Source organism: Saccharolobus solfataricus, from assembly GCF_900079115.1.
Lineage (GTDB): Archaea > Thermoproteota > Thermoprotei_A > Sulfolobales > Sulfolobaceae > Saccharolobus > Saccharolobus solfataricus.
In genome coordinates, this window is sequence record NZ_LT549890.1 from 1,847,579 (window position 1) to 1,872,406 (window position 24,828).

Below are 24,828 nucleotides of genomic sequence, written 5' to 3' on the forward strand. Positions count from 1 at the left end.
GTTTTAATATTATATGAAAACCACTATAAATGTTTCAAGGATAAAAGTGATATGATAGATATTATACACCCAACGTCCAAGGCTAACATTGATATAGAGAAGCTATGGGTCAAATACAGTGTCAAACCTACAAATGATGGAGCGATCATCGTCCCAATTTGGGATACGGCGTTGGCGTAACCTATTGAAGTTCCCGCACTAGATTGCCCAGCTATTCTCATTATTAGAGAATCAGTTGGAGGTCTATATGAGAACGAGAAAATCCCCAATAAGAAGGCCTCGGGTAATATATCGATGTTATTTGAGAAAATTATTGAAAACGTTAGTAAGATGAATCCTATCAGATTTATTAAGATAACGGTTCTATCGCCAAATCTTTCCACTAACCTTTCCACACTTAAAATCCCTACTAGCTGACCAACTCCGAAAAGAAGAAGAAATAGGGCTGATAAAGTCGGAGAGATGTTTCTATAAAGTACTAACATTGGGAAAATCCACGTTGTTGTACCCCACGTGGACCACAGCTCCCCTAATCTAATTAGCGTTGCAATTGTTATTTTTCTATCAAGGATTATCTTGAACGACCTCTTGATTTCAGTCCTATTGACATCTATCCTATTGAAATGACTGAAAATTGCAATTAGCCCGAAACTTATGGCCATGATTAGGTAAATAAATCTCCATAAATGCAACAGAAAACTTGCTATTATACCCAAGGTGATGATAGTTATTGGTCCTGCACTTTCCACTAAAGCCACGTAAAATGTGAACTTTGAGCTGTTGGAGTAACTAACTGCCACTATTTTCATGGCTGATGGAAATATGGCAGCTGTTATAAGTCCTTCTATGAGGTAGGCTACGAGTAGAATAGCGTAACTTGTAAGGAAGAGAAAGAGTAATAGATTCATTCCTACTAAGAGAATCGATGCGTACTCCACAGCACTACTTGGGCCTATTCTATCTATAATCAAACCCCAAGGGATTGAGGAAACTACATAACCTATGTAAAAGACTGTGGCAACTAGCCCAATCTGTATGGAGTTTAAGTGAAAAACTAAGGCTATTGGCAATGATATGACTCCCCAACTGAGCCTTAAAAACAACTGAAGAAAAGTACCAATCCAACTCACTATTATATTTCTTAACACAAAATGACAATGAGTTAAATCTCTCTTTTATGATTATCGTTCTAAAATATATTTAGCATAAAATAATTTTATAATCTCCTAGGCGTATATTCAATTATGCCAAGAGAGTTAACCCCCATTGAGCAGTTACAATTACTTTTACCAGGTTATAGGGGGTATAAAGCAAAAGATCTAATTAGACAAGACGATTTCCTAGTTAGAAGAGCAGTTATTGATAGATTAGAACAAACGATAAGGATAATCTCAGAAAAGGAAAGCTTTATTGCCTCAACCGATCCATTTTCACCCCAACTTAAGGTAATGGAGTTCTTGATCTCTAAAATCAGGGAGTTAATAAACAATATAATGTCAAGTCAGGGTGGAGGTGCGGATATTTACGCCAGGTGGAAAGTTACAACTGAGGAGTTGGATCAAATAGTTAATCACGATATGAAAATGATTGATATTGCTTCACAATTAGTGGAGCTTGCTAAGAATAATAGAATTGAAGAGTTCGAACCATTACTTAATGACCTAAGAGCAGTATTTTATGATAGAATGAAATTATTTTATCCTCCAGAACTTAGAAAATAGTTACGAAAAAATTTAAATATCAACACTAGAATAATTCTAATATATGTCTTTAACCATTAGAGGTCAAGTTATTTCGACAGAAAAAGAAGATGGATCGAGTTTTATGACAGCTGATGCTATAATTTTCAAATACCCAAAGGAGGCAATTACTTCGAAATCACTTATAATAGTACAACCCACAGAGAGAGCCATAGTTTTAATACAAGGACAAATTGTTGCAGATTTACCTCCCGGTAGTCATAATATTCAAACTCCAGGGAATCCGGTTTCAGCTTTTCTATCTAAGTTTAGGTATAACACGTTACCATATGATACTGTAGTTTATTTCATCTCGACCACCAGACATGAGGTTAGAGTAGCGGGTGTTAGCCAGACAGATGACCTAGTACCCTTAGAGTATGAGACCGCAATATACTTTAGAGTTCAAAACCCTGCAGCCTTAGTCACAAATGTCCAGTTCGGTTCCCTATATTTCAAAGACGCAGATCTAGCTCATTATATTTCACCAATTGTAGATCAAGAAGTTAGTTCAGTACTTAATCGTGTAAATCTAACTGATGTTTTCAAGAAGTTCTCTGAAATTTCTACTGCAGTTACGGCAGCGTTAAAGCAATTCCTAGCAGAAATAGGTGTAGACCTAATATCTGTAAGAATAACTAGACTTCTGCCTCAAGATCCAGAGCTGAGAAGAATAATACAATTAAGGGATATGGGAATACCATTAATGGATGCAGTTCGAATGGGTTTGGCTAGAATATTAGCTGAACAGCAGAACGCAGCAGCAGTCAATATGGCAATCGGAGTGCCGTATTATCCAAACCTATCAACAATAGTTAATCTACCAGATGGCCTAATAAGAGTAGGTATAGGTAGAAGGGGGCAACAACAGAGTGGTGGAGCACAACAGTAGAATTTTAGGTTATAATATTGCCACGTCAATTGGGTATTCTTTTATCCTAACTATAATTATGGCCATAGTATCGTTAATAGTTAAGGCATTTTATCCTCCAAGTACCTTTGATATTTCACCAATTGAAGCCATGATTCACTCCCCTGCGGAAGGAATAGTGCAGATTTTAATATTGGTAATATTAGTAGTATTTGTCTTCCCTACGAGAACAAATCTTGAAAAGTCGTCTTTAATTCAAGTTAGAAAGATAGCGTTAATCACTGCATCATCTTATTTGGTATTTTCCTTATTGCCATATGCCTTCCAAGTGTCTTATCCTCAAACGTACTTAGGATTAACGATAGCTTATAATTTATTAAACGGTACATTTGCTGGATTTATAAGTACCATCGTATGAATGCTAGTTTTCTCGTTATAGAGGAATAATCCCTATTCTTGTTAATCAATATTTAGGAGTCTACTCTATTATATTATGTTTATGAAATAAATTGAAGAGATCAACAAAGTACCTTGTTGGTTGTTCTCTTATTCAAGTACTTCACGGGTTTGAACCTCGGTACCAAGAAAATTGCTAGGTTGATAAAAAGTACTTATCAGACTTCTGAAGGGATAAAGAAATTGTTTATGCGGAGGAGAAAAACATACACTGCTAAACGGTATTTAAAAGCTCCTCAGAGTGAGATTAATGGCAAAACTTTTATTTTATTAAAAATAATTTTATAATTTGGAAAGATTTTCTATTTTGTTAGAAATATTTCTATAATTTAGTTTTTTATATAACCATAAAGAATTAACTGAGTAGAGCAACCATCATCCCAAAATAACTTGGGACTTGATATTCCATCAACTTAACGCTATACTTATTATAACTACTCTCAAGAATTCCGAGCATTATGAGCAATTGCCAATAGCTATCGGGCTTCGCCTCACTAATAACTTTATCATCAATCTTCATCAAATCCTCAAATCTTTCGCTCTTAAAAATATCTACAATAGTGGAATCGTAAACCGCAGCGTATTCTGAATAACCATAAGGTCCCTTAGGATCGTGGGTATGAGCGTGATCCGCACTAACTATTACTCCAACCCTTTTTCTATGATCTCTTAAAACTTCACCAATTACTACTCCAAACTTCCTCAATATCTCCCTTTTAACTCCCCTAGCTGGAGTCAACAATACAATTCTCCTCCTTTTCAAGAAGTAAAGAGGAATCGATGACCCCCAATCTAGCGCGATCTTTGACTCCTTTCCTTCTAAAGCCCCGAAATTAACACCAACCACCGGTAGGCCACTCCCTTTTGCCCTTTCATATATTTCGTAAGCCAATCCCCTATCACAAAGGTACTTTCTCTTGATTTTACCCCGCTTTCCTTCAGCGTATTGCGTTAATATTACCGCCATGTGATCGTCAATTCTTATATTATGGGGAGTAATTACGATGTACTTATCAGCCTTAACTAAACTTGCAGCTTCCCTCATTGCCTTATTTAACAACGATGATTTTTCATCTTTTGGATCAATTATCTCATCTCCATGAGGTGCTACTAAAATAAAGCTTATCACATTTAACTCTTGCTATTTCAAACTTTAAGTTTTGTACTGTGTATCGCATTTCAACAAGATCTCGTTAACTTACTGTAGTATAATATGGTAAGTTTATAAAGAGTTACTGTAGCATAGTACATAATGAATGTTGAGGAATTAAAGAGAGTTATTGTTAATCAAAGGGAAATTATAGAGGAGAAGAGGAATTTAATTTCACCTTAGGTCGTTACACGATATAAAGGTGAGATTACTTTCTTACTCTTGTCTATCTAATCAGCTCAATAAAAACTTGTACAAGGGGACGAGTTTTATCTTCTTACCCTCCCTTTCCTCTTCACCCTCAATATCGTAAGTGATCATTATTAACTCCTTAGTTCTTAACATTTCCTCAGCCTTTAGAAGAGATCTTATCTCCCTCTCTTCGATCTTATCTGAAGCGTAAGTCACTTGCAGCAGACGTGAGTTAACCTCATCATAAAAATCTATTTCGAAGTCCTTACCTTTAACGTAATATAGCCCTTTTAATTGGTTATCTCTTAACAGCTTTAAAGCAACTAAATTCTCCATAACCCTCCCCCTATCCTTAGCCCTCAGAGCTACTCTCGAAATTATGCCTTGGTCTACTACATATACTTTCTTATTAAACGTCAGCCTCTCCCTAGGCTTTTCACCGTACCTAGGCCTAAATGCCGTTGTCAATAGTTTCCGATAACCGTAAAGTTTATGTTATTTGATATCATTTAGCATTCCTAACTATCTTTTCACGAAGTTTATAAACTTTTATGTTAACGTTAGAATAGAGAGCACCACCATGAACTCTATGAGCAATGTGAGAGGGAGGAAGATGCTCAATGAAACCCCCATGTCCTCGAAGGGAGTGGTTTGACTACCGCTCCCGTAGACGGCACGGGGAGGGAAATAAGGGCTGAATCCTTTCTCACGTTAATAGAAATCTTTTTATATTTATTTATTATCAACTAATCTTGTGGAGAGACTACTGAGGCCTAAGGAGGCTTGCCAACTGCTCAGCATTTCATACTCAACACTCCTACGGTGGATTAGAGAAGGAAAAATAAAGGTGGTAACGACTGAAGGAGGGAAGTATAGGATACCTTACAGCGAGATAAAGAAGTACTTAGAGAAGAGGGAAGAGACGAGGGCTGTAATTTATGCAAGAGTTTCGTCAGCAGACCAGAGAGAAGACTTGGAAAGACAAATAAACTACCTAACGAACTACGCAACGGCAAAGGGTTACAAGGTAGTTGAAGTACTGAAAGATATTGCAAGCGGGTTAAACACACAAAGGAAAGGATTGCTTAAGTTATTCAAACTTGTTGAGGGGAGCTTCCGGTATAAAAACCTTTCCATGAAAAATCGAGCATAGTCCACACTACTTACGCAAGTGATGAAACCTGCTTTACTCACTAGCATCAAAGGGCTTATTATAATACAGCACAGCCCAAGTAATAACAGCCAATTTCCTTGCACAAGCAGTAATCAACTTCTTACCCTTTAACCTACCCTTGTGCTCCTCATAAAAACGCTTGATAACAGGATTAACCTTGATGGCAGTCAAAGCTGCAAGATAGAAAGCCCTCCTCAAAACAGCGTCACCTTTTTTAGAAATACCTCTCGATACAACACTCTTACCACTAGACTCAACAACTGGGTCAAGACCACAATAAGCAACAAACCTCTTCTTATCACTAAAGCGCTTAACATCACCAACCCTAGCCAAAATAATACAACCCAAGGTTTTACCAATACCAGGAATAGTGAAAATCAAACTATCCTTGGAAACAAAATCCTCAAGCTCCTTCTCAATCTCCCTCTTCCTACCCTCAAGCCTCTCAAGCTCCTCCAAAAGAAACCTAACCTCAGCCAAGACAATACTATCCCCACCCCTCAAAACCTCCTCCAAATTTTTCTTAGACAAACTATCCCTATAGCCTAAAAGTACCAAATCCCTCCTCAACCTATTCTTAACCCTAGCAATACTCCTAGTAACAAAATCCCACTGGCTAGTCAACTCCCTAGCATCACTTGTTGTAAACCCACTACACATACTTACAACTAATTCCGCAAGCTTTTTAGCATCATTCTTATCACTCTTCTTACCCCTAAAATCCTTGAACTTCTTGAGAATAAAGGGATTAATGATCCTAACATCATACTCATTATTCAAGTACTTTGCTAGGTTAACGTGGTAAACTCCAGTACTCTCAATACCCACTTTGCAACCCTTAGGTAAGATCTTCCTTATCTCCTCATAACCTCGCTTATCATTAGTAAACTCGTAGAGTTTACCTTGAAAATACACGATTAATTTATCTTTTGATACATCTATTCCTGCAACTGGGGCCTCCAATTGTACTCACCCTTATGTTTTATTCGGGCTTTTTGCCCAACTTCCGGTCCGAATTGGAGGAGGCCAAGCTCCCCGTCGAGCTTTAGGCCCAGAGGAGTCAACGGCCTACACCCCAGTCAGATCTGTATTACACAGATCTGACTAATATGTTTTATATAAGGAGTGTCGACATCGTATTAATAACATACAAAGATAGGTTAACAAGGTTCGGTTTCGAGTACATTGAGGAGTTCTTCTCAACCATGGGAGTTAAGATTGAAGTAGTTTTCGGTGAGGAGCCCAAAGATGACGCACAAGAGCTAGTTGAGGACTTAATCTCAATCATTACCTCATTCGCTGGGAAAATTTACGGAATGAGGAGTCACAAGAAAACACTCCTAGTTCAAGGTGTAAAAAAGTTAATAGGTGAGTTAAGTGGAGAGGACAGTGAAGTTAAGGGTTAAGGTTGATTATTCTACATACTCAGCACTTAAGGAGGTCGAGAAGGAGTACAGAGAGGTTCTAGAGGACGCAATAAATTATGGGCTGTCAAACAAAACTACCTCCTTCACCAGGATTAAAGCTGGAGTTTACAAGACTGAGAGGGAGAAACATAAGGACTTACCCTCCCATTATATTTACACAGCTTGTGAGGATGCAAGCGAGAGATTAGACAGTTTTGAGAAGTTAAAGAAGAGAGGTAGGAGTTACACTGAGAAACCGTCAGTGAGGAGAGTTACTATTCACCTCGACGATCATCTGTGGAAGTTCAACCTCGACACGATTTCAATTTCCACAAAGAGGAGTAGGATTCTCATTTCACCAACCTTCCCTAAGATCTTCTGGAGATATTATAACACGGAGTGGAGGATTGCGAGTGAGGCCAGGTTTAGGCTGATGAAGGGGAATGTTGTAGAGTTCTACGTCATTTTTAAGAGAGATGAGCCTAAACCTTATGAACCTAAAGCGTTTATTCCCGTCGACCTTAACGAGAATTCGGTCTCGGTGCTCATCAACAGTAAACCCTTATTGCTTGAGACTAACACTAAGAAAATTACTCTGGGCTATGAGTATAGGAGGAAGGCAATAACTACTGGTAAGTCAACTAAGGATAGGGAAGTGAGGAGGAAGTTAAAGAGGCTGAGGGAGAGGAATAAGAAAGTAGACATTAGGAGGAAATTAGCTAAGCTAATCGTTAAAGAGGCTTTTGAAAGTAGGAGTGCAATTGTCTTGGAGGACTTGCCAAGGAGAACTCCGGAGCATATGATAAAGGACGTGAAGGATAAACAGCTTAGGTTGAGGATTTATAGATCTGCATTTTCCTCAATGAAGAACGCTATTATTGAGAAGGCTAGGGAGTTTGGTGTCCCCGTGGTCTTAGTTAACCCATCTTATACTTCCACTGTTTGCCCAATTCATGGGGCGAATATCGTTTACCAACTCGATGGGGGCGATGCCCCAAGGGTTGGTGTTTGTGAGAAGGGGAAGGAAAAGTGGCATAGGGATGTAGTTGCACTGTACAACTTAGCGAGGAGAGCTGGAGATGTGAGCCCCGTGCCGTTGGGCTCGAAGGAGTCCCATGACCCACCTACCTTAAGTGGGTGGTTGAGGGCTAAGTCCCTACACTCGATCATGAATGAACATAAAATGATTGAAATGAAAGTGTAGGGACAAACGGTGTGAGGACGAGGGTTAATACGAAATACTATGAAACCCTATGAAAGTCCGACCCCTATCAAAAACCCTTCTCCTTTTTTATCCCTATCTCATAACTCGATTATGCAGGGACAAATTGAGAAGGTTAGTGAATTTCATTTAAATCCATATTCTCTTTATTTCTGCAACTTTATCTAACTCCTTATCTTCACTTAAGATCACGTTTATTGAATTGTTTAACATTACGGCAATATGAAAGGCATCAGATGGCTTAACTGAGTATTTTCTCATAATTTCTTTAGCCCTCTCATATTCCTTTATCGTGATTGGTAAAACTGTTAAGTACTTGAGCACTATTTCATCCAAGAATTCTATGGTATCGCAATACTTAACTCCATACTTCTTCTTAGACACGTATATTACCTCATCTATAACTAAAGGATCTGAAAACAAGCTTTCATATGTGAGGAGTTTTATATAATACTCTTTTACCTCACTTACACCCGAGTTTAAGTAGATTAAGAAATTAGCATCAAGAAAAATCAATCTTCAATTCCTCTTCAAGACTTATGTTCTCAAGTTCCCCAAGGCTTGCCCTTTTAGCATAAGATATCTTCCTCTCATGTTCTTCTAATTTTTTGACAACTTCTCGTATGTTAACCTTCCTCTCAGGTTCTAAGATTATCTTATCTCCAACGACTGTCAAAATTAAGATATCCCCCTCTTTTATTCCCACCAAATCCCTTACACTTTTAGGAATTATTATATAACCCTTCTTTCCAACTTCCACTCTTAGAGTCAAACTCATTCTACTATAGTTTAACTGGCTAAACTAATATTTAAAATTTAACGCTAATGAGCAACAACAAGTTTTATAATTTGTATAAATAATGTAGATTATGCTAAATTTTCAAAGAAAAATTTTATAAAAGAAGCTTTATAATCCATTTTACTACACAATTCGATACATTTTTGGTCATGTCATTATATTCGACAATTGTCTAAAACTTTCGAAAAAGACTGAATTAGTAAGGATTAAAAACGTTAATACTGAAGGTTAAATGGTTTTAAAGTATTGCTTTCCCTTCACCGAGAAATTCTTCAGTTATGTCAAACTTGCCTCATGGTTTAACTCTATTGTAAGTTAAACTTTAATAATCGTTAAATGAATATATCTCATGGAGGTAAAAGTTCACAAGAAAGGGATTATAGTTATCCCCGCTGAGGTTAGAAGGAGGCTTAATATTAAAGAGGGTTCTGTTATAGAGTTGGAAGTTGAGGGTGATAAGATTATTTTAAAACGTAAATTAACCCTCTTGGACGCTTACGGCATAGATAAAGAGATGGGAGATTCTGCTGTAAAGGAGTTGGAAAAGCTGAGGAAAGAGGAAGTTGAGAAGGAAAATTCTGTTTGACACCGGTTTTTTCCACGTATATTTTTCCGGGCTTAATGAAGAGGCTAAGAAAGCTGTGGAAGAAGTTTATACGGGTAAAAGTGTAGGTTATACTCTAGATCTTAATTTAGCGGAGTTCCTTTATACTTATGGCAAACTTAATGGGGTAGAAGAAGCTAATGTTAGACTCTCCTTAATTCTAAATTCACCAATAAAGATTGTTAGTACTAATAAGGAACTTGCTTTAAGGGCAGGTGAGCTCAAAGTTAAGTACCAAAACCTTTCCATAGTGGACTGTTTTCTAGTAGCCTTTGCTGAAAAAGAGAATACTGTAATATATACTACGGACTCTGAGATTAAAAGAGTATATAAAAACACAATAATTCTACATAGTTGAGAAAATTATCCTGAGCGTAAATAATTGAATAAACCTATGTCCAAGTTTATACAGTGTAATCAATAATTTCGTTCATTTGAAATTTGGTTAAAATTTCCTTAAAGTCGTATCATTTAAACTCTCTGATTTACAATAAAAATTTCGAACAAGGATAAAATTACAATACTATATTTTATTAACTGATAAATCTTGTGTTGAATTGAAATCACACTTTATATAATTTATACTGAATTAACAAAATTGTTTTCCACACTCGGTCTTTAGGCTAATTGTGACAAATTCTACTAGTTAAAAGTTGCTCATATGTTCTCTCTGAGAAAAAATTGTAGTAACCTACAAAGTATAAATATACGAAAGTTTTATATACGTATATTTCGTATACATATATATGTCAGACGTAATAAGCGTAAGGGTTAAGAAAGAGCTGAAGAAGAGGGCAGAGGAGTTGGGAATTAACATTAGGGAAGTTGTAGAAAAAGCTTTAGAAGAGGCCATAAGGGAGAAGGAGAAGGAAGAGCTTAAGGATATAGTTATGAGAATTAAGGAACTAATGAGAGATGTAAGTGAAGATGATTGGGTAAGGGCTGTTAGGGAGAGTAGGGATGAAAGATAAGGAATTCCTATTCGATGCCTCAGCTTTGTACTCGCTTTTAGATTACGTGGATAAAATAGACTTAAAGAAAATTCATATACTTACCCTAACTTTTTATGAGGTAGGTAACGTCATATGGAAGGAGTATTATATACATAAAAAGGTTAAAGATCCTATAACTCTTTCGATGCTTTTCCATAAATTAATGCGAAAACTTAACATAGTAGAGGATCCACCTCTTGAGGGAGTAATGAGAATTGCCGTAGAAAGGGGTTTGACTTACTATGACGCATCTTATGCATATGTTGCTGAATCTTTAGGGCTTATCCTAGTGTCTAACGATAAAGAGCTGATAAGAAAAGCTAATGCTATTTCATTAAAAGATTTGATAAAAAGTATGTGAAAGAACTGACTTCCTTATATAAAACATATTAGTCAGATCTGAGTAATACAGATCTGACTGGGGTGTAGGCCGTGACGCTCCTTGGGCTTAAAGCCCGATGGGGAGCTTGGCCTCCTCCAATTCGGACCGGAAGTTGGGCAAAAAGCCCGAATAAAACATAAGGGTGAGTATAATTGGAGGCCCCAGTCGCAGGAATAGATGTATCAAAAGATAAATTAATCATGTATTTTCAAGGTAAACTCTACGAGTTTACTAATGATAGGCAAGGGTTTGAGGAGATAAGGGAGATCTTACCTAAGGGTTGCAAAGTGGGTATTGAGAGTACTGGAGTTTACCACGTTAACCTAGCAAAGTACTTGATGGGTGAGTATGATGTTAGGATTATTAATCCCTTTATTCTCAAGAAGTTCAAGGATTTTAGGGGTAAGAAGAGTGATAAGAATGATGCTAAAAAGCTAGCAGAAATAGTTGTAAGTATGGGTAGTGGGTTTGTAACAAGTGATGCTAGGGAGTTGACTAGCCAGTGGGATTTTGTTATTAGGAGTATTGCTAGGGTTAAGAATAGGTTGAGGAGGGATTTGGTACTTTTAGGCTATAGGGATAGTTTGTCTAAGAAAAACTTGGAGGAGGTTTTGAGGGGTGGGGATAGTATTGTCTTGGCTGAGGTTTCTTTTGGAGGAGCTTGAGAGGCTTGAGGGTAGGAAGAGGGAGATTGAGAAGGAGCTTGAGAATGTTGTTTCCAAGGATAGTTTGATTTTCACTATTCCTGGTATTGGTAAAACCTTGGGTTGTATTATTTTGGCTAGGGTTGGTGATGTTAGGCGCTTTAGTGATAAGAAGAGGTTTGTTGCTTATTGTGGTCTTGACCCAGTTGTTGAGTCTAGTGGTAAGAGTGTTGTATCGAGAGGTATTTCTAAAAAAGGTGATGCTGTTTTGAGGAGGGCTTTCTATCTTGCAGCTTTGACTGCTATTAAGGTTAATCTTGTTATCAAGCGTTTTTATGAGGATCATAAGGGTAGGTTAAAGGGTAAGAAGTTGATTACTGCTTGTGCAAGGAAATTGGCTGTTATTACTTGGGCTGTGCTGTATTATAATAAGCCCTTTGATGCTAGTGAGTAAAGCAGGTTTCATCACTTGCGTAAGTAGTGTGGACTATGCTCGATTTTCAAGGAAAAGTTTTTATACCGGAAGCTCCCCACCCTGGAAGGGTCGAGGGTTCCCCTCATCGGTTCGGGTTTACATCCCTCATTTGAGGGGCAGTCGAGAGGGTCAGAGACCCCCTCCCATTTAAATTCATGATTGCAATAACGTCACGATCATTCTCATAACCACATGAGCACTTAAACCAACGATGAGAAACCTCAACCATCCTTTTACCGCATTTTGGGCATGAAACAGAAGAATAACTAGGATTAACAAACTCAACAGTCATTCCACGCTTCTTAGCTTGCCAAGAAATCCAGTACTGCAAACGACGATACTGCATAAGATACAACTTATCCCTAAACTCCTTAGATAGCTTTTCCACGCTCTTAATAAGGTTCTTAAGACTCTCCAATTTGATGACGTTAACACCCATTCTCTTTGCTACATCAACAACCCACTTCCCCACTTTCCTAGCAAAGTCCTCCATAATCCTCCTAGCCTTTAGATGGAAAGAACGAACTCTATACAAGATCCTCTTATTCTCCCTCCACCTCCTTGGATACTTCTTCAGCAACCTCTCGGCTAACGACTTCCAGTGGTGAACTTCCTCAAGGCGAGTTGGGATCCTAACGTAGTTCTTATCGTCCTTCCCTACAACTACCTCAGCCATGTTTATATCTACGGCAATACTTTCCTTTGGCTCAACCTTCTGCTCCTCTTTCTCAAAAACAACTTTAAGGAAAGCCTTATCATCCCTGATCACTAACCTAGCCTCCTTCATCTTCCAACCCATGTACTCCTTGAGGTTTCTAGGATAACCTAAGATTGAAAGTTCGCCAACACTCACAATCCTAACAGTCATTGCTTCGAAGTCCACATTATAACTTGCCCTCGGTGTTAACCATACCGTAGGTCTGTACACTCTAGGAAAACGTCCTCTTCTAGGATTATTATACCAACCCTTGTACGTCGCTAGAGCTTCCCTATAGCAATCCTCAGCAACCTTTGATGGTAGATTGTACTCCTCCCTTAACTTCTCGTACAACGCCTCGTGGACTTTCGAAAGCACTCCCTTCTCTTCCGGGTTCGGGACATTTTCTTTCAACCAAAATAGGGTGAAACGGAGTGCCTTAACGTAGTTGTTCACGAGGACTAGGAGGGGTTCAGAGAGGGCGATCTTCATTGAAACAGTTGCTCTGATCGCTTTATTACCCCTCCTAGCCATTAATGAAATTTTGACAAAGAAGTATTTAAATATAGGGGGCTATCCATCCCCTGGCGAGGCTTTCCGCCCCCTTAACCTCCAATTTTTGTAAAGAAATTAATAGTACAATGATATAACGACGATATTCACACAAAAGTACCTCTGGATTGAAATTATTTACCTAGAAAATATTCAGTAAAACTATGATAGAAAAAGAAGTCTAAATAGAAAATTTATAAAATATTTCCCTCTTTAAAGTATTTTGCTAACTGAAGCCTAAAGACGGTATAATAAATCCTAAGTAATTAGAGCGACTTTCAGTTCATTAAATTCGTCAGCTACTTTTAAAAAATCAGTATCCTTAGTCACTAGAGTTAAATCTCTATTGATAGCTTGGGCGGATATTAATATATCGAAATATCCTATCAACTTTCCCTTATCTCTTAATCTCTTGTATATCCTTGAAGCAATAATGGAATCTTTTTTATTAAGACCTATTACATTAAATGCTGACAAAAAGTCGAGGATTTTATTTTCCTCAACTTTGCCGAGTAATACTTCAAAAATTGTTAATGTACTAACATAAAAATCTTCAGAATTGGAAATAATTTCCTTTACCTTTGCATTACCTTTCAAATATTCAATAATTGCTGAGCTTTCTATTAATACTTTCATCAGTTATCTTCCTCACTTCTTTGATTTCTTTCATAATCTCTTCTGCTTCCTCTTCATTAAGAATTCCGAAATACTTCTCCAATTTCCTCCTCCTCAAGGTTAGAGATTCTTCTATAAGTTCCTCAATTATTTCACTAAAGCTTTTGTCCCCTTTTATTTCTACCAATTTCTTATAGACGTCGTCCCTTATCATTATCGTTTTCATATATGATGTATACATACTATAGGTAAATAAACCTTGTGGAGAATTTGCTTACAGAAAGTCTAGCCAAGTTGCATCTGACTTCTCTTCTAAATTCTCAATAATTCCAGCTCGACTGTGAGTAAAGCTTGTTATACTTCAGCCCTTGATTGAGGAGTAATTTCTAACAATTTTTCTAACTAGAGGAGAATTTCAAACTCAAATACATTCTATGCGTTATTAAGGAGGAAAAAATGAAAAAGATTTTCAACTACTTTTCTCCACTACAACCGCAGTTCCGTAAGCGATAATTTCGTCCATCGCCTCTGATAACTCGTTAGAGTCGAATCTAACGTTTACTACAGCATTTGCCCCTAAGGCTTTCGCATTATCAACCATTCTCTGTAAGGCTTGTAGCCTTGCTTGTTCCGCTAACTCTACGTACTCTTTAATTTCTCCTCCTAGAAGGCTACGCAAAGAGGCAATTATGTTTTTACCTAGGCCTCTAGACCTTACTGTTATTCCTACTACTAAACCCTTTATTTCCACAATCTTATACCCGGGCGATTGTTCGCCGTTAGTAACTAGGACATCTCCTTCTTTATAGCTCATAAGGTAGTTGACGAAATAGTAAATTTAGACTTTGCTTTCAAACATGAAAACAGCAGATAAGGACAATGCGTTCACGCTATTAGCATATTAAGATGCTCTTCAAAGATATCACCTTGCATTCGTGTTCTCGTTGAGACACTTAGACGTACGTAACCCTACCCTATTAGCTAAGATCTTGATCTTCCTATTGTCCAAAATTTACTGAACAGTCTCTTTCAAACATACATTAACGAATTTGGAAAAACGTGAAGCTTAGTAAGCATCAAAGAAAGAAAAGGAATACTGGATAAAAAAGGAGATGACTTAAATCATTCTTCTGTCTATAATTGGTAACATGGGAATGTTGAATTTAGGAGTCGCACTACTTGGGCTCATAGCTTTCACTACTATGTATATCGACGTATAAACGCTAACGTTATTCAACTTAACAGCAATCCAGCTTTTTAGACAACAATGAGCTTCAGTTTGACCGTGAGATATTAAAGTGAAGTATGTCGAAGGTTCTACTCCTATTAGTTCTAAGTTTTGGCTATATCTATATGCAGTAAAGCTTATGTTAATTATTGAGCCTGGTGAATAATACTTCCCTATTGTACAATAATATAAGCAACAAACCTTACCGCAAGGTAATTCGTATTTTATGTATACGTTAAAGACGTAAGATACTAGATGAGGAGTTAACGTTACGTTCACGTTGTCCATACAACATTTACAAGCGTAAACTAACTTTATAGGAGTCGACGAATTCGGAACTAGGAAGCTTATATAAGTACAGTATACTTCTCCAGTTACTAAATACTTGCAAAATCCGGGAGGTAAGAAGCAATAACTTTATCCCTACTGCTCACCAAATGGAGTCCAGAATAGATGGTGGAAACGATGATGACGTAACCCTCACCCTTCCCGGTAGACCCAAAATCGTATTATGAAAAATAATTCTGACAGAATAATATCGATTCATGATAGATAACAGGATTTATATGAGTATTAAGAATTCAGTTGAAGAAAGGGTTTAAGGTGAGGGAGATGTGGTATTACCACGTGAGTAAGTGAGATGGTAACACCCGGTCTCCCTCACCAAAATAACATTCAACAAATAGGATATAAATTACTTTCCATGCTGAACTTCAAGGGAAAGAAAGGGGAAGAGGTGGCGAGAACCCTCATCTCAGCGTGTTTATGGAACGATTCGGTGGAAAGCAAGTCGAGGGCGTATGGCGTGTCCCCACAGACCGTGACGAATTACGTAGAGAAACAAGGGGTGGAAGTTATTGAGAAACTCTTGGAAAGCGCCAGGAAGATATCCTTGAAGGTACTGAAGGGAGTCAAGGAGATAGACCTCTCAATAGACTGGACAACCAAGATCTGGTACGGGAGACCGGTGGGAGGGCTCGGGAGTTCGGAGGAGGGAAACTCTTGGAACTACGCAACTGCGACGACAAAGTTTAACGGGAAAGTGCTCCTACTGGCCTTCGTCACTCAAGTCAAGGGGATGACTAAGGAAGAGATCGTGAAGGCCCTCGTGGAGCAAGTCGTCGCCATGGGGTTCAAGATAAGGTTGATGACTCTCGACGCTGGTTTCTACACGATTGACGTGCTCAACTTCGTTTCGCAGTTCAAGTACGTAATCGGAGTTCCTGTTGGGGACGTGAAGGTCTACCAGGAGTTTGACGGCGAGTACGAGACTAACAGTAAGAGGCACAGGAGGGACGAGCAGGTCAAGTTCAGGCTCCTCGTGTACAGCAAGGAGAAGGTTAAGAGAAAGAGGAAGACTCTCGTTTACTTGGGGCTACTGGGTATAGTTGTGTGAGAAAATATGTAAGCAGAAGGTTAAAAGTCTTCATCAAGACTCACCTGGAACCTTGAAGCGTGGAGTTGTTTGAGATGATATGAGTAATGCCTTATCACCGACATGGGCCTGAACTTCCAACGCGAATTACTTTCATGGATCGAAACGTAGAGATAGACCTCCAAGGAGCGAAGAGAGGGAAAGTAACCTCCGAGCTCCTCCTCAAACCTAGCCAGGGTCAAGTTGAAACTCTCCGACGTGTTATTAGTGTAGAGGTAGTGTCTAATCTCCCTGGGGAAGTTGAGAAAGGAACAATACTTGTCAGCAGCGTCAAGAAGCCTCTTGGCTCGGGCTGGAGAAAAGGGTTGGACAAGTTGGCTGAGGGACAATATAGCCTTCCTTCCCTCCTCCACGTTCCTGGAGGACTTTAGATCCCTAACTCTAATCATTAGTTCCTCCTTCTCCTTGTCTGGGAGGACCCTCATGAGGTTCCTAACCATGTGTGTTATACAGAGCTGGTGTTGAGAGGAGGGAAAGAGCGTGGACACGACGCGATCGAGTCCAGAGAAGTCATCGCTCACGATTACGTCAACCCTACTGACTCCCCTGCTTACAAGTCCGCTCAAGAAGGACTTCCAACCGTCCAAGTCCTCCCTATCCCTAACTTCGTAGTCCAAGACGAACTTATTCCCTTCTAAGTCAACTCCTATGGCAATGTAAATGGCTCTCTCCATGATCGACTCGCTGATTCTGACCTTTACGATCTTCACATCGATGTAAAGGGCTAGGAGATCGTGAGGTAGTTCGCGGCTCTTGTATTCCTTGAGTTTGTTGGATATTCTCTCGGCAACCCGATTCATTACGATCTCACTATACGGTATTCCCTTGGCTGCTAACACGGCCTTGACTTGACTTGGAGTCATGCCTGATAGAACGAGCTGCTGGAGGAAGTCCTCGTAATCTGGGCTGGTCCTCTCGTACTTCTCCGGAAGGATCTTGGGTCTGAAGCCACCCTTTCTGGTTCTCGGTACTCTGAGTCTTAATACTCCGTCTCCGGTTCCCAGATATCTGAAGTAGGTCCCGTTCTTGTGGTCGTCCTCAACTTCTAGGTAGGCTTCCCTCTCTTCCATCATGGCCTCTTGCAAGATTATCTCCTCTATTTCCCTTAGGCTAACTCCTTCTTTGATTGCCTTTCTTATCTTTTCTCTTATTTCTTCCATTACCTTCATGGTATTACTCTCCCTTATGGTATTACCCCTTCCGGGGTTATTTTTACTTTTTGTCATTATTTTTCACCTTTTGCTACCACAACTATAACTGGTAGCCCCCGTTTACTTCGCTAGGGCTACAAACCTCGACCTACCGAAGGGGGAGGTGTTGAAGTTGTACAACAAGGTGAGGGGTCCCATAGAGACCTCTTATAGGAACATTAAGGCTTTTCTCCCATTCACCAGTTCCACCAAGTTCGTCTTCCGCACGTTGATCTTCGTGCTGGCCGTGGCCTTCTACTCCCTGTACACCGTGTTCAAGGGGGAGGTGAGGAGGGAGCAGTTCAGGATACTCCTAATACTCTTGTTTTCTGATGATCTATTCTATCTAAAAGATTTTCTATTTAAATCAATAGAACCGCTTATTAATAATATAGATTTATTTTCAAGGAGGTGATTTTGGGTCTACCGTAATGGGTGCGGCTTCCCTAGCCATCATCTCGGTGCTCACGCACATGGCATTCAAGAAGGAGGAGGAGAACTACCTCAAGGAGATCATTGAGTTGAGGGAGAGCCTTGAGAGGTTGAGGAGACGGGATGGCGAGTTTAATGAGTTGGGTAGGTTGTTGGTCTATAGGGTTGCCTACGCAATGGGGATGAGTTATGATGAGGCAAAGAAGGCACTAATGGACATAACAGGCTTGAGCATAGATGAGCTGGAGAGGAGGGTTAACGAGATTGAGAAGAAGATTAAGAAGCTTGAGAAGAAGATTAAGTTGTTCAGGCAGGAGGTGCCTGCGGGCATAGTCACGGCTGATGTTGGTGAGTTCGCGAAAGGTAGGATTTACCCAAACATCAAGGTTGAGAACGGCGAGTTGAGGGTTAGGGTTGAGGATGGGTACCACAGCATTGTTAGGGCAGGTAAATTCAACGAATTGGTTAACGAGGTTAGGGATAGGCTTTTGAAGCAGGGCTTCGTTGTAATCGTTGGACCCAAGGGTATTGGCAAGTCCACGCTAGCCGCAGCCGTGATTTGGAAGTTGTTCATGAACGGCGATATTGGGCTAGTTGCACGTGTTGAGGTGCTTGATTCGAAGAATTACCCGAAGTTTGTCACATTCGTTGAGAACTTCGGTAAGGAATTCGGCAAGTACTTCGGTAGGTTGCTCATACTCTACGACCCAGTGTCAACCGAAGCCTATGAGAGAGTGGACATTGATGTGAAGGCATTCATACAAACAAACATCAAGAGGACAATAAAGGACTTGATGAATGCCATAAAATCGATAAGCTCCGAAGCTTCGAAACCGCTCACACTCATCGTGATACCGAGCGATGTCTACAACGCATTGAGTGGGGAAATGAGGAATGCGTTAGAGGTATATAGGCTTGACGTTTCGCAGGGACTCATCAACACCGAATTCCTGGCTGAGTTGATTAGGGAGTACACGAGGACCAAGAGCAACCCCAACGGGTGTGCATTAAGTGATAGGGAACTTAGTGAATTAACCGGCGAATTAGCAAAGTTCGACTCCGGCCACGCACTAATAGCTAGGCTCATCGGCGAGGAACTGGCGAGGAACAATTGTAGTGCCCGTGAGATCAAGGAGTTAATCAGCAAAGCCAAGGGTAAAGCCGAGAAGTTCATAATACTACACATAAACGGATTATTTAAGGTCCATAAGAACACTAACACGGCCAATGCCTTGGTCGAAATCTTCGCATTGAGGAGGCCATTCGTTGATTCAGTAAGGCCAGGCGTCCCAATACTGACGCCAGGCATTATTGAGCTAATTGGCGAGAAAAAGGGATCGAGTTTGCTCCAGAGTGCTGAGGGTGGGGAGTTGAGGGGTTGGTTAGTTATTAGGCAGCACGACCTAATTGAGGAGGCAATAAAGAAGCTGCTTATATGCATCGTGAATAGGAGTAAGGAGTGCGAGGAACTTGGTGATGAGTTGGAGCCCTGGCGCCTAGGAACTGTTAGGAGGTCGTTAAGGGAGGTCTCGGAGAAGGTAAGGGATGTAAGCACTGCCGTTGAGTATTTCGTAGGCAACTACGGCAAGGATTTCACAGACGCACTAAGGGATTTCAGCAATGAGTGCTGGAAGAGGGCCGCGTTAATCATTGGGTATGCCTCGGCTGGGCGTGTTTCAGTGCCTAGGCACGAGGACTTACCTTAGAGCTTGAGGAGAGATGTTGATGAGTCCCTTGGTGATGCTTTAAGGGAATGCGATGTTGATTATTACCTACTCGTTGGTAACGAAATACCGCCATTAATAATAGGTCTAGTAATAATGGGTCTAGCTTATACACTTGCCTTGACCTTAGCATTCATCGATAGGTACAATGAGGCCGTTGCCGAGGTGAATAGGATCCTTAACATCGCCAGGGGTAGGGGCAGTATTTATGACGCTGAGAGTTTTTATGGTCTTGGGCTAGCCTCAATAATCGCCAACGCCGCCAGGTTAGGCAGGGATGTCAAGCCCGGCGATGCCGATATAGCATTGCGCATAGCGTCATTCACTATACAACGTGTTGCATCACCAGACCTCATTAAGTCAGTGCTAGGTGCCTTAGAACCGTTGCATGGTAAGGCACCACATAGGTACCTCGAACTACTAGCCGCCGCATTGAATATGGAGAACCTCGACCTTATCACAGTTAGGTACATATTTGATAAGCTGAATGAGATTTTAGACAATTACTGTGATGTGGTTAGGGGGTATGCCTGGTCCCTCGTACATGCAATAATTGCCTACGCCAACCTGCTTAGTAGATACTTTGGTCATTTCAATAGTGAGGAAGTTGGGGATATGGTTGGTAGGGTTGTTGATTTGCTCAATGAGTTGGGTAGGTTCAAGTCCAGCCTGGGCGTCATTGCTCGGGCGGATGCTTTAGCCCCAGCGTTAGATAGTGAGTATGTGAGGGGGCTTATGAAGGAGAAACTAGGCATTGATGTGGTTGGTAAGGCTAGTGAGATCCTTGAGGAACTAAACGATATGAGAGAGAGGGTTCAGGAGTTAATGGGCGATAAGGAATTCATGAGCTACATCGAATCCAGGTCCGTAAAGGCTGATGAGGAGGCAGTTAGGAGATCAATCCTTGAGGCAGCATCGCATCTCAAGCACGCATTGGTGTTTTATAGGCTTGATAATAATGAGCTTGATGAGGCGAGGGACCTATTTAACGAGGCAGCTGAGGAGCGTAGGGAGATCGGTGATTACGAAGACTACCTAGTTGCACGTAGTTTGGCATTGCGTGTTGAGGCGATTAAGGGCTCGTTGGTTGGCGAAAAGTTGGTTGATGGGTTTAGGCAATTGTATGAGGAAGCTTTTAATAAGAAGCGTTTCTCCATGCCCACGGCTAGGTATCTCAGTTTTGCATCGGGTATACTTGGTGAGTACCTCGTGTCCCTGGCCCTAACGGGTGATCACGAAACGATAAACAAGTTGCTTGAGGGGCATTTGTGGGTGCTGAACGCCGTTAGGAGCGTCTCGGTCCTGACTAGGCTTATGCTCAACGCCCTACTCAGTCCAAGGGGTAGGTTAAGCAGCGAGCTTAAGGGTAAGCTTAGCGTCAACCCTGAGGAGTTGATTTATGCCTTTGGATATGATAAGCTTCGTAAGTACCTGCCTGCGTTAAGGGTTGCCCTTGGTATTGCGAAGCCTGAGGTTGGAATTAAGTTGTGTGAAGAGTTTAACGATGAAGTTTGCATAGATTTCGTCTTGGCAGTTAAGGGAAACAGTGCTGTTGTTAAACAGTTAAGAGAAGGAGTAATTAATGCTTTTAACAATTCGCTTAAGGGATTTGGTTTTGACGTTGAGTCGTTGATTAATGAGTTTAGGGGGTTGGTGAGCGGGCTTGATGGCAGGTCCCTAGTCCAACTAATCGCCCCCTCAAACTCAATGGCTCAGTTAGCCCTAATGCTCCGCGCATTGATTAATGGTAATAAGGAACTAGCCAAGGCACACGCACTCTATGGAGCTATTTATTATTCCAGGAAGTTGCTCAGGAGGTTGTACCTTGAGGTCTATAAGGAGTGTTGCGACTTGGAGAGTGAGTCGTTTAGGCTTGCCTTAGCCAGGCTCTTCTTCTTCCACGTTTAGCCCTGGGGAGTCAGTCTCGGAGTTCTGGTCTGTTCTCATTGTCTAGTTGGCACGGCTTGTGTAATCGAGGTTGTAGTCAGGGTGGTGAATTGATGCTTAGATGATGAGCGTTAATGCATAAATCCTAGTGCTCGTTATTGCCTTACCAGCGCGGTTGTGGTTAGGGCTGGGTCTTGGTTGTATTGTGAGGTTGAGCATCTACCAGTGACCATGATTAGGGTGCCGAGAGACGCTTGGCGTGGTCAAACCCTGCATCCATCTCAGCAGTTGCTTGGTTTGTTTGGGCCGTAATGCTTAAAGGGTTTGTTTGTTTTGGTGGTGTTATGGGTGCGTTGAAGTACGTGGCCATTGGCGTTGTGGTTTTCGCCACCACTGTGTTTTACTACTACCGACACCGGGTGCCTGTGCAGTACGTGGGTTCACCCAGCGGTTATGAGGCATTTGTACCAAATGGTCAAGCAATAAATTATAATGGACATACAGATCCTGTGGTGATTTAATACTAAGTAATGGAACTATGATACAAAATGTGGTATGGGATGGACAATATGCAGGTACAATAATTCAAAATCATTACCAAATAGTTCAATTGAATGATGAATGGGTAGGAAGAACCGACCCAGTGAATAATCAACAATATGTAACTTTTCAAGATTTCTACGTGATCAAGGGTCAAGTACCAATTGAGAATGTAACAATAAATGGACAGACGTATTACGTGATAGATGCGGATAAAATAAACCCAGCGGACATCGCGGGATTTTTCACATACTGGAGATGGGTAAACAACTTCGTAACAGCAATAAACACACCAGGAACATATGCAGCAGTACTACCAGGGAACTCACCAGTATTCACCTGGGAAAACCTAACAGGAGCAGTAGCATATGAAACGCGCAGGAACGGAATTATGGGTCTCGATTGGGGAATTGTATTAACCCAATGGAACTATAATTCCATACGGTAGTGGTGGTATTGCTGGTTTAGCTCTCTTTAACTTTTCCGCTCCACAGCAATCATATAACCTTTCCAGCTAATTTTTTAGCAATATTTTTTAAGATACATTCACAACATAAGGCACGCCATATGTTACAATAATCCAAATTAAGTACATAAACCCTGACCCTCCGCCAGAACCTGCTGAAACAAACAAATAAGGTGTTCCTACATATACACCTGCATCATCTTGCAAGTAATTTATATAAAAACGTTGTGAAGGAGTATTATATTCTTCCTTATATCCAAAAGTTCCAGGTACGAAGTTACTATTTACATCACTATAAGTAAATTTATTATAATTATTCAAAGCTTTTTGATAATTTAGATTATAGCCCGAGGTTTCTTGATTAAACGCCGTATTATATGCGTTTATGTATGATTGTGCGAATATTGGTTCTCCAGTATTTGTAGATGCTGGTGGGCTTGGTGGTATTGCATATGCACTAAACGGAGAACATTCCAATAACCAACAATTAGAGTCCCAAATATATTGTTCTAAAGCGAGTGAATAATTGTATATGTTTCCATTTATTAAGAAGAATATATTCATATTATTATTTTCTGCCTGGAACCAATTATACAACCAAAACACTCCATATTGATAATAATTTTTATTCTTTTGTTGATCTGGTGGCATAAAAGCAAAATAATTTAATCCTTCATGTGGTGCTTAAAACCGCAAAAATTCAACAACAAATCCTCGGTGCAAATCTCAAGTACCATTTTCTAAGCTTCTCGTGCCTAGGGCTCCAGTAGCGAGCAATTAATATGCAGAACTCGCTGCTTTGCTGTGTAGTGTGTTCGCAACGCTCTCCGGCATGCTCATCCGCGTGTGAATGGCTCGTGGAGCTCGAGATCTGTGGGGTTAATACTGCCTTCGGAGTTTTCGATGAGAACGTTGATCAAGATAAAAGGAATCAAGTGTTTCTTAAGGGGCAGGATAATGATGATGATGAATGAATAAGTAATGAATAAAATTCTCAGCTCATGTTTTTGCTTTTATCTACTTGCTGGATGCGTAGAAAGAGATTTTTTCCTCCTCTTGAGCTTCTTACAAGTTCTAAATAAATAGGCCTCAAGACGTTTGCTGTCGAAAAGACCTTTCATGATTATTAAATTTCATTCATATATTGTAATATTAAGTTATTAATACTGAAGCTAAACTAACTTATTAATCTTTATCTTATATGGCAGTAATTGACCTCCTTTTTATCGTGATAAATTATATTTATAGAGATAATAACGAGAAAAATATCGTGGATAAAAGCGCGTAAGAACTTTTGTATTATGAATTATACAATATAAATATCCGATTCAATCAACTATTATTATGACTAGTGGAGCTGGATGGGAAGAGCAGGTATTTTTACCAATAACAAATTCTATTTCTTCTGAGGATAATAATCAAATAAAAATTGGAAGTAGTGTTTCAATAGAATATAATCAGAATGGACAACATGTCAGTCAAATCGATGATAAGGGGCTTCATAATATCTTAGTACTTACAGGTTATGCAATAGATGAAAGTACCGGCGAACTAGTACCTACTTTTGATCCTTGTGATTACGTAAAAGGAATTTTGATAAGTGGTAAAATTTTAAAAGGTAACCATTTTAAGATTATCGGCATTCCTTCAAACAAATTATATATAATTCGCAAGAAGGACGTGCATGGAAATATAACTTTTAGTCTTCCAATAAAAAACTTTAATACGGGAACCTATCAAGTAGATCTAAGAGATAAAGTCACATCGTTTGTAAGTTTAGACCGAGATGTCGCTAAGACAATTGTTGACAATGTTTTAGCGAAAATCTATGCGAAAATCTATAATAGTTTAAATAAAGAGCAAAAGGATAAGCTTTATAGGGATGTAGAAGAAATATTCAACTACTATTCAATAAAAAGTTTAAAATCGAATCCCTAAGATATATTGCTAAGTGAT

General features: G+C 39.8%; 25 protein-coding genes and 6 pseudogenes. 18 read left to right on the forward strand and 13 right to left on the reverse strand.

Features of this window, described 5'->3' with window-relative positions; genetic code table 11:
• Window positions 1-23: 23 nt before the first annotated feature.
• A complete protein-coding gene (locus SSOP1_RS09940; protein WP_009991753.1) occupies window positions 24-1,148 on the reverse strand; it encodes an MFS transporter in 1,125 nt (374 codons plus the stop codon).
• Between the two features lie 96 nt (window positions 1,149-1,244).
• Between SSOP1_RS09940 and SSOP1_RS09945 the strand changes: the two genes are divergently transcribed.
• The 4 genes and pseudogenes from SSOP1_RS09945 to SSOP1_RS17715 form a co-directional block, all read left to right on the forward strand.
• Complete coding sequence (locus tag SSOP1_RS09945) at window positions 1,245-1,721, forward strand: hypothetical protein (RefSeq protein WP_009991752.1); 477 nt, start codon at window positions 1,245-1,247, stop codon at window positions 1,719-1,721.
• A gap of 43 nt (window positions 1,722-1,764) precedes the next feature.
• Window positions 1,765-2,631, forward strand: coding sequence for an SPFH domain-containing protein (locus SSOP1_RS09950; RefSeq protein WP_009991750.1), 867 nt, complete (start codon window positions 1,765-1,767; stop codon window positions 2,629-2,631).
• Window positions 2,612-3,028, forward strand: a complete 417-nt coding sequence (locus SSOP1_RS09955; protein ID WP_010923699.1) for a hypothetical protein — start codon at window positions 2,612-2,614, stop codon at window positions 3,026-3,028. Before SSOP1_RS09950 ends, SSOP1_RS09955 begins: the two co-directional genes overlap by 20 nt.
• Window positions 3,029-3,138: 110 nt before the next feature.
• A pseudogene (locus tag SSOP1_RS17715) lies at window positions 3,139-3,273 on the forward strand (ISNCY family transposase); the annotation flags it as partial.
• A gap of 148 nt (window positions 3,274-3,421) precedes the next feature.
• On the opposite strand, the gene SSOP1_RS09960 reads toward SSOP1_RS17715, so the two are convergent.
• Together SSOP1_RS09960 and SSOP1_RS09965 are read right to left on the reverse strand one after the other, a co-directional pair.
• The gene (locus SSOP1_RS09960; RefSeq protein ID WP_009991748.1) at window positions 3,422-4,195 is read right to left on the reverse strand and encodes a DODA-type extradiol aromatic ring-opening family dioxygenase; all 774 of its coding nucleotides are present in this window, start codon (window positions 4,193-4,195) and stop codon (window positions 3,422-3,424) included.
• Window positions 4,196-4,450: 255 nt separating this feature from the next.
• Window positions 4,451-4,744, reverse strand: a complete 294-nt coding sequence (locus SSOP1_RS09965; RefSeq protein WP_029552588.1) for an ATP-binding protein — start codon at window positions 4,742-4,744, stop codon at window positions 4,451-4,453.
• A 418-nt stretch (window positions 4,745-5,162) separates the two neighbouring features.
• On the opposite strand from SSOP1_RS09965, the pseudogene SSOP1_RS09970 reads away from it, so the two are divergent.
• A pseudogene (locus SSOP1_RS09970) lies at window positions 5,163-5,519 on the forward strand (IS607 family transposase); the annotation flags it as partial.
• Between the two features lie 75 nt (window positions 5,520-5,594).
• On the opposite strand, the gene SSOP1_RS09975 reads toward SSOP1_RS09970, so the two are convergent.
• On the reverse strand, window positions 5,595-6,545 hold the full coding sequence (locus tag SSOP1_RS09975; protein WP_010923701.1) for an IS110 family RNA-guided transposase: 951 nt from the start codon (window positions 6,543-6,545) through the stop codon (window positions 5,595-5,597).
• A gap of 158 nt (window positions 6,546-6,703) precedes the next feature.
• Between SSOP1_RS09975 and SSOP1_RS09980 the strand changes: the two are divergent.
• Both SSOP1_RS09980 and SSOP1_RS09985 read left to right on the forward strand, forming a co-directional pair.
• A pseudogene (locus SSOP1_RS09980) lies at window positions 6,704-6,988 on the forward strand (IS607-like element ISC1913 family transposase); the annotation flags it as partial.
• Window positions 6,972-8,192: an RNA-guided endonuclease InsQ/TnpB family protein gene (locus SSOP1_RS09985; protein WP_014511730.1), complete on the forward strand. Its 1,221-nt coding sequence runs from the start codon at window positions 6,972-6,974 to the stop codon at window positions 8,190-8,192. The pseudogene SSOP1_RS09980 and the gene SSOP1_RS09985, both read left to right, overlap by 17 nt.
• 147 nt (window positions 8,193-8,339) lie before the next feature.
• Here SSOP1_RS09985 and SSOP1_RS09990 read toward each other — a convergent pair whose 3' ends face one another.
• Entirely contained in the window at window positions 8,340-8,726 is a 387-nt protein-coding gene (locus SSOP1_RS09990) for a type II toxin-antitoxin system VapC family toxin (protein ID WP_009991912.1), read from the reverse strand.
• Window positions 8,713-8,988, reverse strand: coding sequence for an AbrB/MazE/SpoVT family DNA-binding domain-containing protein (locus SSOP1_RS09995; protein WP_009991915.1), 276 nt, complete (start codon window positions 8,986-8,988; stop codon window positions 8,713-8,715). Before SSOP1_RS09995 ends, SSOP1_RS09990 begins: the two co-directional genes overlap by 14 nt.
• Window positions 8,989-9,358: 370 nt before the next feature.
• Between SSOP1_RS09995 and SSOP1_RS10000 the strand changes: the two genes are divergently transcribed.
• From SSOP1_RS10000 to SSOP1_RS10020, 5 genes and pseudogenes are all read left to right on the forward strand, one after another.
• Window positions 9,359-9,595, forward strand: a complete 237-nt coding sequence (locus SSOP1_RS10000; protein WP_009991916.1) for an AbrB/MazE/SpoVT family DNA-binding domain-containing protein — start codon at window positions 9,359-9,361, stop codon at window positions 9,593-9,595.
• Complete coding sequence (locus SSOP1_RS10005; protein WP_009991918.1) at window positions 9,573-9,971, forward strand: type II toxin-antitoxin system VapC family toxin; 399 nt, start codon at window positions 9,573-9,575, stop codon at window positions 9,969-9,971. Before SSOP1_RS10000 ends, SSOP1_RS10005 begins: the two co-directional genes overlap by 23 nt.
• A 388-nt stretch (window positions 9,972-10,359) precedes the next feature.
• Entirely contained in the window at window positions 10,360-10,584 is a 225-nt protein-coding gene (locus SSOP1_RS10010; RefSeq protein WP_009991920.1) for a type II toxin-antitoxin system CcdA family antitoxin, read from the forward strand.
• Window positions 10,574-10,966, forward strand: coding sequence for a type II toxin-antitoxin system VapC family toxin (locus SSOP1_RS10015; RefSeq protein ID WP_009991922.1), 393 nt, complete (start codon window positions 10,574-10,576; stop codon window positions 10,964-10,966). Before SSOP1_RS10010 ends, SSOP1_RS10015 begins: the two co-directional genes overlap by 11 nt.
• A gap of 173 nt (window positions 10,967-11,139) precedes the next feature.
• Window positions 11,140-12,085 (forward strand): annotated as a pseudogene (locus SSOP1_RS10020) (IS110 family RNA-guided transposase).
• A gap of 103 nt (window positions 12,086-12,188) precedes the next feature.
• On the opposite strand, the gene SSOP1_RS10025 reads toward SSOP1_RS10020, so the two are convergent.
• The 5 genes from SSOP1_RS10025 to SSOP1_RS10045 all read right to left on the reverse strand — a co-directional run bounded on the left by SSOP1_RS10025 (window position 12,189) and on the right by SSOP1_RS10045 (window position 15,486).
• The gene (locus SSOP1_RS10025; RefSeq protein WP_010923706.1) at window positions 12,189-13,337 is read right to left on the reverse strand and encodes an RNA-guided endonuclease TnpB family protein; all 1,149 of its coding nucleotides are present in this window, start codon (window positions 13,335-13,337) and stop codon (window positions 12,189-12,191) included.
• Window positions 13,338-13,613: 276 nt separating this feature from the next.
• On the reverse strand, window positions 13,614-13,991 hold the full coding sequence (locus tag SSOP1_RS10030) for a type II toxin-antitoxin system VapC family toxin (protein WP_009989379.1): 378 nt from the start codon (window positions 13,989-13,991) through the stop codon (window positions 13,614-13,616).
• Window positions 13,957-14,211 carry an antitoxin VapB family protein gene (locus SSOP1_RS10035; protein WP_009989377.1) on the reverse strand — a complete coding sequence of 85 codons (255 nt, stop codon included), beginning with the start codon at window positions 14,209-14,211 and terminating at the stop codon, window positions 13,957-13,959. The genes SSOP1_RS10030 and SSOP1_RS10035 overlap by 35 nt, the downstream gene beginning before the upstream one ends.
• 228 nt (window positions 14,212-14,439) lie before the next feature.
• Window positions 14,440-14,784, reverse strand: a complete 345-nt coding sequence (locus tag SSOP1_RS10040) for a YbjQ family protein (RefSeq protein ID WP_009989373.1) — start codon at window positions 14,782-14,784, stop codon at window positions 14,440-14,442.
• Between the two features lie 303 nt (window positions 14,785-15,087).
• Complete coding sequence (locus tag SSOP1_RS10045) at window positions 15,088-15,486, reverse strand: hypothetical protein (RefSeq protein ID WP_009989371.1); 399 nt, start codon at window positions 15,484-15,486, stop codon at window positions 15,088-15,090.
• Between the two features lie 352 nt (window positions 15,487-15,838).
• On the opposite strand from SSOP1_RS10045, the pseudogene SSOP1_RS10050 reads away from it, so the two are divergent.
• Window positions 15,839-16,567 (forward strand): annotated as a pseudogene (locus SSOP1_RS10050) (DUF4322 domain-containing protein); the annotation flags it as partial.
• A gap of 47 nt (window positions 16,568-16,614) precedes the next feature.
• Here SSOP1_RS10050 and SSOP1_RS10055 read toward each other — a convergent pair.
• Window positions 16,615-17,859, reverse strand: a complete 1,245-nt coding sequence (locus SSOP1_RS10055) for an IS256-like element ISC1332 family transposase (protein WP_010923708.1) — start codon at window positions 17,857-17,859, stop codon at window positions 16,615-16,617.
• 43 nt (window positions 17,860-17,902) lie between these two features.
• Here SSOP1_RS10055 and SSOP1_RS10060 point away from each other — a divergent pair.
• The 4 genes and pseudogenes from SSOP1_RS10060 to SSOP1_RS10075 form a co-directional block, all read left to right on the forward strand.
• Window positions 17,903-18,238: pseudogene (locus SSOP1_RS10060) on the forward strand (ISH3 family transposase); the annotation flags it as partial.
• 16 nt (window positions 18,239-18,254) lie between these two features.
• A complete protein-coding gene (locus SSOP1_RS10065; protein ID WP_009990957.1) occupies window positions 18,255-19,961 on the forward strand; it encodes a hypothetical protein in 1,707 nt (568 codons plus the stop codon).
• A gap of 3 nt (window positions 19,962-19,964) precedes the next feature.
• Complete coding sequence (locus SSOP1_RS10070; RefSeq protein WP_010923710.1) at window positions 19,965-21,887, forward strand: hypothetical protein; 1,923 nt, start codon at window positions 19,965-19,967, stop codon at window positions 21,885-21,887.
• Between the two features lie 517 nt (window positions 21,888-22,404).
• Window positions 22,405-22,854 (forward strand): DM10 domain-containing protein, encoded by a 450-nt coding sequence (locus SSOP1_RS10075; RefSeq protein ID WP_009993005.1) that lies wholly within the window; start codon window positions 22,405-22,407, stop codon window positions 22,852-22,854.
• Window positions 22,855-22,941: 87 nt separating this feature from the next.
• Here SSOP1_RS10075 and SSOP1_RS10080 read toward each other — a convergent pair whose 3' ends face one another.
• Window positions 22,942-23,523, reverse strand: coding sequence for a hypothetical protein (locus SSOP1_RS10080; protein ID WP_009993004.1), 582 nt, complete (start codon window positions 23,521-23,523; stop codon window positions 22,942-22,944).
• Window positions 23,524-24,216: 693 nt separating this feature from the next.
• Here SSOP1_RS10080 and cmr7A point away from each other — a divergent pair.
• Entirely contained in the window at window positions 24,217-24,810 is a 594-nt protein-coding gene (cmr7A, locus tag SSOP1_RS10085; RefSeq protein WP_009993002.1) for a CRISPR system CMR subunit Cmr7A, read from the forward strand.
• Window positions 24,811-24,828 lie beyond the last annotated feature (18 nt).

What these genes read in the sequence shown, in the direction of transcription:
- SSOP1_RS09945 (WP_009991752.1), top strand. Translation starts at nt 1,245, where the DNA reads ATGCCAAGAGAGTTAACCCCCATTGAGCAGTTACAATTACTTTTACCA.
- SSOP1_RS09950 (WP_009991750.1), top strand. Translation starts at nt 1,765, where the DNA reads ATGTCTTTAACCATTAGAGGTCAAGTTATTTCGACAGAAAAAGAAGAT.
- SSOP1_RS09965 (WP_029552588.1), bottom strand. Translation starts at nt 4,744, where the DNA reads ATGGAGAATTTAGTTGCTTTAAAGCTGTTAAGAGATAACCAATTAAAA.
- SSOP1_RS09995 (WP_009991915.1), bottom strand. Translation starts at nt 8,988, where the DNA reads ATGAGTTTGACTCTAAGAGTGGAAGTTGGAAAGAAGGGTTATATAATA.
- SSOP1_RS10000 (WP_009991916.1), top strand. Translation starts at nt 9,359, where the DNA reads ATGGAGGTAAAAGTTCACAAGAAAGGGATTATAGTTATCCCCGCTGAG.
- SSOP1_RS10010 (WP_009991920.1), top strand. Translation starts at nt 10,360, where the DNA reads ATGTCAGACGTAATAAGCGTAAGGGTTAAGAAAGAGCTGAAGAAGAGG.
- SSOP1_RS10015 (WP_009991922.1), top strand. Translation starts at nt 10,574, where the DNA reads ATGAAAGATAAGGAATTCCTATTCGATGCCTCAGCTTTGTACTCGCTT.
- SSOP1_RS10025 (WP_010923706.1), bottom strand. Translation starts at nt 13,337, where the DNA reads ATGGCTAGGAGGGGTAATAAAGCGATCAGAGCAACTGTTTCAATGAAG.
- SSOP1_RS10030 (WP_009989379.1), bottom strand. Translation starts at nt 13,991, where the DNA reads ATGAAAGTATTAATAGAAAGCTCAGCAATTATTGAATATTTGAAAGGT.
- SSOP1_RS10035 (WP_009989377.1), bottom strand. Translation starts at nt 14,211, where the DNA reads ATGTATACATCATATATGAAAACGATAATGATAAGGGACGACGTCTAT.
- SSOP1_RS10040 (WP_009989373.1), bottom strand. Translation starts at nt 14,784, where the DNA reads ATGAGCTATAAAGAAGGAGATGTCCTAGTTACTAACGGCGAACAATCG.
- SSOP1_RS10045 (WP_009989371.1), bottom strand. Translation starts at nt 15,486, where the DNA reads ATGGACAACGTGAACGTAACGTTAACTCCTCATCTAGTATCTTACGTC.
- SSOP1_RS10055 (WP_010923708.1), bottom strand. Translation starts at nt 17,859, where the DNA reads ATGACAAAAAGTAAAAATAACCCCGGAAGGGGTAATACCATAAGGGAG.
- SSOP1_RS10065 (WP_009990957.1), top strand. Translation starts at nt 18,255, where the DNA reads ATGGGTGCGGCTTCCCTAGCCATCATCTCGGTGCTCACGCACATGGCA.
- SSOP1_RS10075 (WP_009993005.1), top strand. Translation starts at nt 22,405, where the DNA reads ATGATACAAAATGTGGTATGGGATGGACAATATGCAGGTACAATAATT.
- SSOP1_RS10080 (WP_009993004.1), bottom strand. Translation starts at nt 23,523, where the DNA reads ATGCCACCAGATCAACAAAAGAATAAAAATTATTATCAATATGGAGTG.
- cmr7A (WP_009993002.1), top strand. Translation starts at nt 24,217, where the DNA reads ATGACTAGTGGAGCTGGATGGGAAGAGCAGGTATTTTTACCAATAACA.